13 protein-coding genes are annotated in these 12,146 nt (G+C 33.4%); 1 reads left to right on the plus strand and 12 read right to left on the minus strand.

Features of this window, described 5'->3' with window-relative positions; all coding sequences use genetic code 11:
- Positions 1-535: 535 nt before the first annotated feature.
- The 11 genes from BBG48_RS08835 to BBG48_RS08885 form a co-directional block, all read right to left on the minus strand.
- Positions 536-1,318, minus strand: a complete 783-nt coding sequence (locus BBG48_RS08835; protein WP_068913069.1) for a sulfite exporter TauE/SafE family protein — start codon at positions 1,316-1,318, stop codon at positions 536-538.
- Positions 1,319-1,419: 101 nt separating this feature from the next.
- Entirely contained in the window at positions 1,420-2,220 is an 801-nt protein-coding gene (locus BBG48_RS08840) for a TPM domain-containing protein (RefSeq protein WP_068913071.1), read from the minus strand.
- Positions 2,221-2,232: 12 nt separating this feature from the next.
- The gene (locus tag BBG48_RS08845; protein ID WP_068913073.1) at positions 2,233-3,318 is read right to left on the minus strand and encodes a hypothetical protein; all 1,086 of its coding nucleotides are present in this window, start codon (positions 3,316-3,318) and stop codon (positions 2,233-2,235) included.
- A gap of 30 nt (positions 3,319-3,348) precedes the next feature.
- A complete protein-coding gene (locus BBG48_RS08850) occupies positions 3,349-4,554 on the minus strand; it encodes an SPFH domain-containing protein (RefSeq protein ID WP_068913075.1) in 1,206 nt (401 codons plus the stop codon).
- Between the two features lie 75 nt (positions 4,555-4,629).
- The gene (locus BBG48_RS08855) at positions 4,630-5,781 is read right to left on the minus strand and encodes an AI-2E family transporter (protein ID WP_068913077.1); all 1,152 of its coding nucleotides are present in this window, start codon (positions 5,779-5,781) and stop codon (positions 4,630-4,632) included.
- Between the two features lie 13 nt (positions 5,782-5,794).
- Positions 5,795-6,736: an ROK family protein gene (locus tag BBG48_RS08860; protein WP_068913078.1), complete on the minus strand. Its 942-nt coding sequence runs from the start codon at positions 6,734-6,736 to the stop codon at positions 5,795-5,797.
- A 7-nt stretch (positions 6,737-6,743) separates the two neighbouring features.
- Positions 6,744-7,694 (minus strand): HPr(Ser) kinase/phosphatase, encoded by a 951-nt coding sequence (gene hprK, locus BBG48_RS08865; RefSeq protein ID WP_068913080.1) that lies wholly within the window; start codon positions 7,692-7,694, stop codon positions 6,744-6,746.
- Positions 7,695-7,715: 21 nt separating this feature from the next.
- Entirely contained in the window at positions 7,716-9,536 is a 1,821-nt protein-coding gene (uvrC, locus tag BBG48_RS08870) for an excinuclease ABC subunit UvrC (protein ID WP_094754422.1), read from the minus strand.
- A gap of 17 nt (positions 9,537-9,553) precedes the next feature.
- A complete protein-coding gene (locus tag BBG48_RS08875; RefSeq protein WP_068913084.1) occupies positions 9,554-10,468 on the minus strand; it encodes a Ppx/GppA phosphatase family protein in 915 nt (304 codons plus the stop codon).
- Between the two features lie 14 nt (positions 10,469-10,482).
- The gene (locus BBG48_RS08880) at positions 10,483-10,845 is read right to left on the minus strand and encodes an FtsB family cell division protein (protein WP_068913086.1); all 363 of its coding nucleotides are present in this window, start codon (positions 10,843-10,845) and stop codon (positions 10,483-10,485) included.
- Complete coding sequence (locus tag BBG48_RS08885) at positions 10,845-11,087, minus strand: RNA-binding S4 domain-containing protein (protein ID WP_068913088.1); 243 nt, start codon at positions 11,085-11,087, stop codon at positions 10,845-10,847. The genes BBG48_RS08880 and BBG48_RS08885 overlap by 1 nt, the downstream gene beginning before the upstream one ends.
- A 233-nt stretch (positions 11,088-11,320) precedes the next feature.
- Here BBG48_RS08885 and BBG48_RS08890 point away from each other — a divergent pair, with 233 nt between their 5' ends.
- Complete coding sequence (locus BBG48_RS08890; RefSeq protein WP_068913089.1) at positions 11,321-11,653, plus strand: hypothetical protein; 333 nt, start codon at positions 11,321-11,323, stop codon at positions 11,651-11,653.
- A 66-nt stretch (positions 11,654-11,719) separates the two neighbouring features.
- Here the strand turns inward: BBG48_RS08890 and BBG48_RS08895 are convergent, their stop codons facing one another.
- A complete protein-coding gene (locus tag BBG48_RS08895) occupies positions 11,720-12,025 on the minus strand; it encodes an HU family DNA-binding protein (RefSeq protein WP_068913091.1) in 306 nt (101 codons plus the stop codon).
- Positions 12,026-12,146 lie beyond the last annotated feature (121 nt).

Here is a 12,146-nt window from a genome sequence, read left to right on the forward strand (position 1 = left end):
GTTGTTTTGATAGTCCAAATTCCATTTTTTTCCTCCTTAGGGGTTTTGGTTTTTAATATCTAAATATATCTTTTATAGGGTTTTGTTTAATTATTTTTAAAGGTTGTCTTAATTTATGACTATTATATAAAAGCGTTATCAGCAAAATTAACAGTATGTATAATTGTTTATGATATTTTGCCTTGTCATAAGCGTTAAAATAAATAGTGTATGGTTAAAACAAAGCTTTAAAAATAAAATTTAACTAGATTTTAGTAAAAAAAACTAGTATGTTAAAAATTAAACAAGCATCTACAAAAAATTTTAGTAATCACTTTTTATTAAAAATGACTACTTATTAAAACTAACTAAAATGAATGATTGTTACAAAAATCACAACTAAAATTATAACATAGAAGATATATAAATACAATTAAAATATTCGATTTTTTTAAAATTTTAATATATAACTTTCAAAAAACTTGGTAAACATGAAAGTTTTAATGCAAATTTTTTCAAATTAAAAAATTTTATATGATAATATATTTTTCCTTTTCTAAATTATATGCAAAATGTCTTGAAATAACATTTTTGAGAAAAGTAAGGTTATAACCAAAATCATCATTGGTTTAATAAATCTTGACCCTTTTCTTATAGCCAGTCCTGCACCTATATAACTTCCTGTAATACTAAAAAATGCCGCCGGTATTGCTATAGCATAGACAATTTTGCCACTAATAATAAATCTTATTACTGATGCAAGTCCTGAGGCTGTATTTAACACTTTTGCATTTCCTGAGGCTGTTTTTAAGTCATATCTCATTATTGCACAATATGCAATTATAGCAAATGTGCCTGTACCAGGGCCAATCAAGCCGTCATAAAATCCTATTAGCAGGCCAATTAATAAGGCAAGCAGATATGCTTTTTTCTCCTCAATCAGATAAGCAAAATTTTCATCACCAAACTGTCTCTTGTTCAATATTATAACTGCAACAAAAGGTAACACTATTACAAATATTTTTTTAAGCAAGTCTTCATCTATAATCAGTGCAACTGAAGAACCAATGTATGCAGCAATAAATGAACCGCACGCAGAAATCGCCCCCATTTTTAAATCTAAGGCTCTATTTTTCCAAAATCTTGCCATCGCCAGTAATGTGCCCATGGATGCAGAAAATTTATTGCATCCCATAGCAACGTGTGCCGGTAAGCCTATAAACATATATGCCGGTAGGCTTATTATTCCTCCGCCACCTGCCACTGAGTCCACCAGTCCGGCAAAAAATAAAAGCGAAAATAAAATAACCATATTGCTGGGTGTTAGTACCTGTTCCATCTTAACTCCAATGTAAATTGCCAAAATTAATATGTGTTTGCAAAAAAAAGATGCACTAGATAAAATACTAGCACATCTTAATTAATTTTACAATATTTCTACTAGAATTTTCCTCCACCGCCTCCATGGATTACTCCGCCACTTGACATATGGGTTAAGCTGCCGCCACCGCAACCAAAGGTATTATTTTTTTCAACCGGTATAGGCACTGCGCTTATATTTCTATACAAAAATACATCTCTTGCATCTGTAAGTTTTCTGCTGTTTTTCCTTTCATAAGAGCTGGCAGCTTTTTGCCTTGCTACGCTTTTTAGCTGGCTTTTTGCTGCAAAAACTCTGCCTCCACCTGCCACTGCACCTAGTAATAAGGCAACAGGTATTGCTAAAAATGGAAAGCTTCCTTTTGGCAAATGTCCTTTGTCATAGGCACGCCCTGTTTTTGCTTGTGCCAAAAATTCATCAGTTAATGTGGCAAATTTATCAAAGCCACTATAATAATCTCCGTCTGATAAATATGGCACGAATTTATCCGCTATATATTTTCTACCTGCATCAGTTATGGCTATTATCCCAAAGCCGGTAGTAGAAATATACCAGTCTCTTTCTGCCATACTTAATAAAAGTATGACTGAGTCTGTATACCCTCTTGAGTCTGAAAGGTCGTCCGCAAAATCCCTTGGACTTTTACCACCTATGTAATATTCTGTGTCAATTACTACCATTACTCCTGTTTTTGCAGAAATTTCACTCAACTTTTGTGACAGTTCATATTCTTCAGAATTTGACAACAGGTCTGCATTATCCACTACCAACGGTGCATTTTCTTGGATAGCAAAGGAAGGTGATGAAAAGCAAAATATTGCTAAAACTAAAAATGTAAAATATCTTATCTTTATTTTCATTTTGTCTCCTTTTTATAAAAACATCCACCAAATAAGTACCACCGCCAAAATTAAAATGCTAGTAGTAAATAATGTGCTCAAAAATATTTTCATTGCAGCTACATCATCAGATGGTAAATCTCCAACAAATTTGCCTGTTTGCCCATTCATTGCAAAAACATATTTGTTGCCATTGAATGTGGTATTGAGTATCCATACCGGATATAGTGCATATTTTACAACTGAATTTTGCAGCTCTATATTAGAAAACTGCGGTATTGCAATACTGTATCCATGCACTGTCTGTCTAAAGGAGTCTTGGGCAGACTCTTTTAATCTTTGAGTTGCTCTGTTGATGCTTTCTTTAGAGTCAACATCATATTTGTTTGCCACATAGCCTGCAAGAAATGCCGTCTCAAAGTCAACCGCATCTTCAAAATAAAATGGCTCTATAGACTCCATCAGTTCATCGTCCATTTTTATAGAGCCGTCAACCGGCACTTTGTCAAATGAAATGTTTCCTGCTCTTATTACGTCAAAATATCTTGTCTCTGTGTATCTAAATCTGCTGTCCGTCCATACTCTGACATTGGACGCTTTATAATGTATATTTGCATATACATCAGCATCAAAGAGCCAATATGGAACGTATACTCCTATTAGCTCATCTATGTGATTTTCGTCTTTAAATACTGATGGTAATAATTTTTTTCCTTGTAAATGCTTTCTTAGTCCTTCTTTTGCTGCCTCTTTATCAAGTTTAAAAGGTATGACATAATTCGGCTTTAGATTTCCGCTAAACTGGCTAGGTATTACAACAAAATTTCCACAATACGGACATGATGTTGAGCCCATAGTTTCATCGCCTATTATTTGTCCTCCACAGGATACGCAGGTGTATGTCCTCAAGCTTTGCTTTTCCGATTCTTCCCACTGCTTGCCTGCACCTGTATTCCAATTTAGATTGTCATTACTCTTATTTTTATCATTTTGATATTCTTTAAATGCGTGAACGTCAATTTCAGCACTGCAATGTCTGCATTTTAAATTTTGGGAGTTTGCATCAAATTCTATCGTCCCTCCACAATTCGGGCATTTATATTCTTCTATTTGTGGCATTTTGTATGCTCCATAAATATAAATTAGTCATTAAGGTCTTGGGTTTGCACATTCTGAACAGAATTTTCCTGAATTTTTAGTTCCGCAGTTGCTACAAAACCATTCTTTACTTTCAGGCTTTGGTGCACCGCATTGTGAGCAAAATTTTCCTGTAGCTGTCGCTCCACATTTAACACATATCCATTTTCCATCAGATGGTACAGTATTAGATGGACTATTCATATTTTTATTGCCCATCGCGTAAAAATCACCTGCGTTTACTGTGCCCATATTGTTTGCCATGTTCATACCCATAAAGCCATTTAATGCTCCTGCTTTATTTTCTGCGGCTTTATTCATCGCACTTACTTGTCCGCCTACTATATGTGCCCCTGCAAGTGTAGGATTTGTAAGCATGACATTTTCTTCCCATGCGGTAATTTTTTGTCTTTGTTCATCAGGTATTGTGACAGAATTTAAGGCTAAAGATACTACTTCTATACCTCTTTTTTCTTTCCAATCTACTGATAATTCTTCTCTAAGAGCCTGAGTTATCTCCTTTGTGTGAGCCGGTATTTCATAGTACATTATTTTTTGCTGTGTCAGCTTGGCTAGTGCCGGCTGCAAAGCGTTTAGCAGCTCAGATTTTAGCATGGAGTCAATCTGTGAGCGTTCAAAGTAGCTTGTTACATTTCCTGAAACATTTTTATAAAACAATAACGGGTCTACTATTTTATACGAATATTCTCCATTGGCTCTTAAATCCACCGACATCTTCATACCTAGGTTTTCATCTACTATTACTCTAAATGGTATTGGGCTTTGAGTGCCAAATTTATTGCCCATAATTTCTTTTATATTGAAATAATATATTCTTTGGTCTTTGCCTGCCATGCCACCATAGGTAAATCTTTTTAGCATATTATCCAAGGTGTCTTGGATAGTATCTCCTAAATCCTGAGTAAATATTGATGGCTCTGATGACATATCAAAGGTAAATTCGCCAGGTTCAGAACATATTTCTACGACTTTGCCGTCCTCAACTATTATCATACATTGTCCATCTGCTACTGCTATGCCTGAGCCGTTTGTAATGACATTTTCATCGCCCTTTGTATTTGATGACCTTGAGTTTACTTTCCTTTTTCCTTTTGCTACTAAGATATTATTGCCCATGGATTCACAGTAAAAATATTCTTTCCATTGGTCGGCAAGAGTGCCACCAATTGCATTTATTCCTGCTTTTATAAGACCCATACTATCCTCCAAATTAATTAGATTTTCATTCGATGATTATGTTTTAAAATTACTTAATTGAGCTTAATATTTGTATCAATTAGCTTTATCATCATTTTCTTGCGGTTTTTTTTCAATCAATTTATCTTTATCTATAAAGTTGCTTACCAAAGTATATATCACTGATGCCATAGGAACTCCTATGATTATGCCATTTATACCGGCAACAGACGCACCTATTGTGACAGCTACAAGCACCCACATGCCCGGCAGTCCTACAGATTTACCAACTACTCTTGGATAAATTAGATTGCCCTCTACCTGTTGCAGCACTAAAAATAGTGCGATAAACCAAACTGCTTTTGTCGGTTCAATTATTACTATTGTCAATAAGGAATACAAAAAGCCAAAAAAAGCTCCAAATATTGGCACTAGCGAAAATACTCCTATTACAGCCGCACTTGGTAATGCCTTTGGTATGCCTAAAATCATCATTGTAACAAAAAACATTGCCGCTAGTATGATTGCTTCTGTACCTTGTCCGGATATAAAGTTTGCAAAGCTTTTATACACTAAATTAGCAAAATCCAATATTTTATCTGCTTTTTGCTCACCAAAAACTTTTCTTATAAGCTTAGTTGTCCTTTCTCCAAGATTTTCCTTGCCAGCCAAAATATACATTGCAAATATAAATCCCAGCAAGAAATTTAATACGCTGGAAAATACTGTAGTAGTCGCATTAAATATTGACATCAATGTTCCTGAAGTATTGTTTAAAGAAATTTTTGACAAAATAATTTTTGGGTCAAAATTATTTATATCAAAGCCGTTTGGCATATAATATCCTAGCAATTCTTTTAAGTTTATATTTTTACTTTCAAAAAAAGCAAAAAGTTTGTTTATTAAATCAGGAAAGTTTGAGCTTACTTCATTTACACTATTTATTATTTCCGGAATGATTATAGATATTATTACAACTATACCTAATAAAAACAGCAATAGTGTAAATAAAATTGAAACTGCTCTGTTTACATTTGGCTTTTTTGAATGGTTGAATAATTTTTTCTCAAAAAAAGTCATAGGAATATTTAAAACAAATGCTATACAGCCTCCTAAAATAAATGGAGAAAATAAAGCTATTATATATGATATTATCTTGAGCAAAAGCATATAGTTTGAAAGTCCAAAAAATATGAGGTTTGCTATTATTATTAGTCTTAATATTTTTCTGTAGGTTTGTATATCCATTAATTCTCCTTTGTTATTTTAGCATCGCTGCACCAATTATTCCGGCGTCATTTCCAAGCTCTGCCTTTATAATCTTTGATATAGGTAGCTCCTTAAATAATATTTTTTGAGCCACTAATTTTTCCAATTTTCCAATATATAAGTCAAATGCGGCTGACATTCCTCCGCCAAGTACAATATATTCCGGGTCGAATATCTTTATTAAATTTGCAATTGCAGTGGAAAAATATTCCAAAAATCTGTCAACTGACTTTATACATACTGTGTCTTTTAATACATAGCCATCAAAGACTGCTTTTGCGTCTATATTTTCTAGGGTGTATTTTTCAGTTAGTATGGATTTTTCTCCATCTGTTATGAGTTTTTGAGCATATTTTATGACGGCTGTAGCTGAACAATAGGTTTCAAAGCACCCATTACAACCGCAGTTACAATCGTAAAAATTATTATCTCCTATGACCATATGTCCAAGCTCTGAGCCTATTTGCTGACTGCCGGAATATTTTTTGCCATCTATTATAATGCCTCCTCCAACACCTGTACCAAGCGTGAGCATGATTGCATTTTTTACACCTTTTATACTGCCTAGTGCATATTCGGCTATAGCGGCAACAGTTGCGTCATTTTCAATCATTACTTTTACAGTTGGAAAATGCTTTTGGATAATCTGACCTAGCGGCACATTAATCCAGTGCAAATTTGTGCAGTAATATATCGTGCCATCTTCCTTTGCTACTCCCGGTATACCTATACCGATTGTGTCAATTTCTTCTTGGCTGACATTTGAATTTTTGAGTAAATCCTCTAGCATTTTTATCATATTTTGAGCAATTGCATCAAAGCCTGAATTGACATTTGTAGGTATTTGTGCTCTATATAATATTTTGCCGTTTTGGTCTGTAATTCCACTTTTTATAGTTGTACCACCCACATCAATCCCGATGTTTTTTTTCATTTTAATTTTACTCCTTGGCTTCATGGTCTCTTTTAAGCTTTTCTATAATTCTTTCATTAAACTCTACTGCTGCATTGTATCCCATGGATTTTTGTCTTTGGTTTCTAGCTGCAAGCTCAATGATAATGCCTAGGTTACGTCCGGGTCTAACCGGTACGGTTAATTTTTCAACCTTGCTACCAAGTATCTCTATATAATCTTGGTCTAATCCCAGTCTGTCGTAATACTTGCCATCTTCCCACAACTCAAGCTCTACTACCAAATCAACTTTTTTATACTGCTTTACTGCACCTATACCGTATAATGACTTAACATCTATAATGCCAAGTCCCCTTATTTCCATAAAGTGCTCCAATGTCTCTGTTGCAGTACCAAGCAATCTATCTTCGTCCAGCTTGATTATTCTAACTGCATCATCAGCTATTAGTCTATGATTCCTGTTTACCAGCTCTAAAGCAGTCTCACTTTTACCCACACCGCTTTCTCCGGTTATTAGTATTCCTACGCCATCTACATCGACCAGCACTGCGTGCATTACCAGCTCCGGTGCTAATTGAAAGTTTAGGTAATTGGATATTTTAGATACCGTCTGAGTCGTAGATTCTTGACTTTTTACTATTATTCTTGAATATTTTTTTGCTGCATCTTTAAGAGCTTGACTTGCCTCAACTTTCCTAGATACAACTACAAGAGGTATGTCATATGATAATACTCTGTCTATGGATTCCCCCATTTTATCCTTGCCTAGAGAATTAAAAAATAGATGCTCAGTTTCTCCGATTACTTGTATTCTTCCATATTGAAAATTATCCAAAAATCCAGCTAATTCTAATCCAGGTCTATTTACATTTGTATCTTCGATAAATGTGTCAACATCACTAGGCATATAAATAGGCTTAAATTTTAAATCCTCTATCATTTTTCTTGTAGAAATTTTCTTTTTCTTTGTTTTTTTCATCAAGACCTCCAAAGTGAAATATTAGACCTTATTACCATGAAAATGCTCAAAAATATTTTTTGCTGTTCTTTTATCTATTCCACCTGCCTCTAAAAGCTCTTCCAACGTTGCATTTTTTATTTTGTCAATGCTCTTAAAGTGTTTAAATATTGCCATTTTTCTTTTTGCTCCAACTCCTGAAATATCATCAAGAGCTGACATACCCATCTTTTTATCTCTAAGGCTTTTGTGATAGTTTATTGCAAATCTGTGCACCTCTTCTTGTATTGAGCTGATAAATACATACAAGGCACTGTGTTTTTCTACTTCATACTCTCTTGTGTCACTACATAGTCCCAAGGTTTTGTGATGGTCGTCCTTATACATTCCAAAAACAGGAATGTCAACTCCACTTTCAAATAATAGCTTTCTAATCACTGAAACGTGACCTTTACCGCCATCTAATAAAATTAAGTCCGGATATTCTCCATGCTTTAATCTTCTAGAAATTATTTCTTTCATTGATGAATAATCATCAGGACCTTGGACTGTTTTTATCTTGTATCTCCTGTATAGCTTAGGTGCTTTTTTGCCATCAACAAAAACTACCTGCCCTCCTACGCTGTCTACTCCATAAATATTGGAAATGTCGTACGATTCAATCTTGCGTGGCTCTATTTCTAAATTTAAAGTGGCTCTTAGCTCTTCGTTAATTTTTGCCAGTTTACTGTTTTTTTCTTTTTTTACAACTAAATTTCTTAAAAGTGCCTCTTGAGCATTTTGCTCAACCATTTCCATGACAGATTTTTTTTCGCCTTTAATCGGCATTTTTATTTCTATTTTAGTATTTCCCTTTTGGCTAAGAGCTGTTGACAGTAGCTCCATATCCTCAAATTCTATATTGGTAAATATACTTTTTGGTACATAAGCTTTGCCTAAATAGTATTGTTTTAAGAAAGATTGCATCAGGACTTCAGGAAGTGTGTTTTCTTCCTTTTCAAAAAAGAAATGCTCAGTGCCTACTACCTTGCCACCTCTTACAAAAAATACATAGATAACATATAAATCTTCTTTTTTTGAAATCGCTACATAATCCTTGTCGTGAGTGTCTATAGCCGAAACTATCTGCTGTTTTTCCAGCATGGTTTTCATTGCATCTATTTTATCTCTAACTATTGCAGCCTCTTCAAATTCCTGCTTGGACGCTAAATACTTCATTTTATCTACAAGATTTTGCAGTATATCGTCATTTTTACCCTTTAAAAATTCTATAACCTCTGCTATGTTGTCGTCATATTTTTTTCTGCTTACTGTTCCCAAGCATGGTCCGTCACAAGTTTTTATATAATAATTAAGACACGGTCTTTCTTTTTTTTCGATTGATTTTAATATATCTCTTTTGCAAGTCCTAATCTTAAATGCCGAATGAATTAATTCTATCATATCACTGACTACAAAAGCATTGGAGTATGGTCCAAAATATTTTGCTCCATCTTTTTCAAGCCTTCTAGTTTTTATAACTCTTGGAAAATCTTCTTGAACTGTCACTTTTATATAAGGATAGGTTTTATCGTCCCTTAATAGGATATTGTATTTTGGTTTATACCTTTTTATCAGGACATTTTCCAGTATAAGAGCCTCCATCTCAGAATTTGTCACTATATATTCAAACTCATCAATATGCGACACCATGGCTCTAACCTTGGATTGCATATTGCTTTGAGATTGAAAATATTGTCTTACTCTGTTTTTTAAGACCTTTGCCTTGCCAACATATATTATATTTTTATTGGCATCCTTCATAAGATATACGCCACTTGATTCCGGAAGATTTTTTATAAGAGCTTTCAGTTTATCTGTGATTTTACTTCCCCCTATATTTATTTCATAATTTCGAATATTAAGCCTTCAAGATTATCAAATTCACTAACTGTCACAACATTTGTTCCTAAATGCTGCATTATACATTTTATTATCGCTACACCTGCAAATATAACATCTGCTCTTTTTGCCTGCAAGCCTACAATAGTCTGCTTGTACGATAATGGCATGGCAGCAAGCTCATCATAAAGCGACACAACATCATCAATGTAGAGCTTAGATTTATGCACTTTTAATGGGTTATATACCTCAAGATGTTGCAGCATAGAAGAAAGAGATGTAAATGTGCCTCCTATACCAATTACTTGTGATATTTTGTATTTCCTTATAACCTCAAATGTATCTTCAAAAACTTGGTTCATATAATCTGTCATGCATGATATTTCAAAATCTGTTGGAGGGTCTGATTTTAAAAATTTTTCTGTAAGCCTTACGCAACCTATATTTTCTGACTTTGCAAAAATTATTTCTCCGGTCACATCTCCAACTATAAACTCTGTAGAGCCTCCGCCTATGTCAACTGTCAAGGAATAATCATGTGGGTCTAAAAGGCTCTTAATGCCCATAAATCCAAGTTTTGCCTCCATGTCACCTGAAAGAATTGTCACCCTGATGCCTGTCCTTTCATAAGCTTTTTCAAGAAATTCCTCTGAATTTTTTGCATCTCTTAGAGCTGATGTTGCCATTACAGCAATTTTTTCGGCTTTATTTTGCTTAGCTGTTTTTACAAATTCTTCAAGTACATTCACATTTTCATTTATTGCCTGCTCAGATAAAAGTTTGTTTTGGTCTACTCCACGACCTATTTTTGTGACTTTTGCCACTTTTTTGTTTGAAACTATGTTTTCATTTTCATAGTCTGCTAATAATAATCTCATTGAATTTGTCCCAATGTCAATTGTTGCAACCTTCATTGATACTCCTTTGGCTAATTTGATAGATTTTTTTCTCTATTTTTATCTACATATACTGTTTCATTACTCTTGACCATTTTCAAATCTTGTCTTGCTCTTTTTTCCATATATTTATCTGTATTTACATCTTTTATATCTTTTTTTATCGCTGCCAGCTCTTTTTCTTTATTCTCATAGGTGTCGGTGACCTCTGCCAGCTCTGATTTTAGTTGTTTCATTTCATTATCTTGTTTGTAAAAAGTAAATACAAAATAAATTACCATTACTACAAATATTGCCTTGAATATCAAATCCAACGGCTCATTGTCAAAGCTTTTAGGCTTATTTGCTTTTTTAGGAGCTTTGTTATTTGAAAGCTCATTTCTATAGCTGTTCATTAGCTTATTACCTCATATAAATCTTCAGACTCTTGTTTTTTAACATTTTCTTTGATGTCCTTGACCCTGTATTTGTAGCTGGCAGATGGATAATCTATTTGTATTATGTCTCCTATCTTAACCTGAGTTGCCGGTTTTGCCTGCTTGCCATTTATGCTCACTATGCCATTAGTAGACGCATCTTTAGCAACAGTCCTTCTTTTTATTATTCTTGATAGCTTTAAAAATTTATCTAATCTCATTTTTCCACTTTCCATTTAAATAATTTAAAAATTTTATATATGCTCAAATATTTGTAGACATAATCATTATACCATATATTTAGCAATAAGTAATTTTACATTTAAAAATAGCCTACAAGTATCTCTACATATACTTTATATAAATGTAAAATACCCATAAAATTAGATACCTCGCACGTTACCATTTATTATGCTATAATAAAATTAAATATGTCGTTAAAAGGAGAACCGCTATGAAAGAGCAAATTAAAGCTTACATTAGTAAAATACAAAGACTTCTCAAAGAAGATTTGCCTAATGAAAAATTGGAAAAAGTAAAAGAAGAATTTACAATCAAAATAGCCTTCTATCAACACGAAAGATTTGTACACTTGATTGTACTGACAACCACAGCCATACTCAGTATGTTAGGCATTGGCTTTTATTTAGTCACATACAATAATAAATTGCTGCTTGCTACCATGCTGCTATTAATTCTGCTGATACCATATATTTTTCACTATTATTTTTTGGAAAACTCCTTGCAAAAATTATATCTATTTTACGATGAATTGTTAAAAAAATAAATCTACGCCTTTTTACTAAAAAATATCGCCCCAAGATTAATCTTGAGGCGATACAATGTGCAATGTTTATTTCTTTTTAGTTGCTTTTTTAGCTGTGCTATTAACTTTTTCTTTAAGGTTTTTACCAGCTTTGAAAACTGGAGCTTTAGATGCAGGTATTTTGATAGTTTTTTGAGGGTCTCTTGGGTTTCTACCTTCTCTTGCTGCTCTGTTTCTAGTTTCGAATGTTCCGAATCCAACTAGTTGTACTTTTTCTTCTTTAACTAATTCTTCTTCAACAGTCATCATAAAGGCATTAAGTGCTGCTTCAGAATCCTTTTTAGTCATACCACTTTTTTCTGCCATTTTTGCTACTAATTCAGCTTTGTTCATAAATATTTCCTCCTATGGAATCTAAATTTCTAATGAAATTTTCTGTCTCTATTTTACAATCGTTCTGTCAGTTCGTCAATAGTTTTTTGGCTATTTTTCAATAATTATTGTAAATTTTTTA

The organism is Criibacterium bergeronii, from assembly GCF_001693775.2.
Taxonomy (GTDB): Bacteria; Bacillota; Clostridia; order Peptostreptococcales; family Filifactoraceae; genus Peptoanaerobacter; species Peptoanaerobacter bergeronii.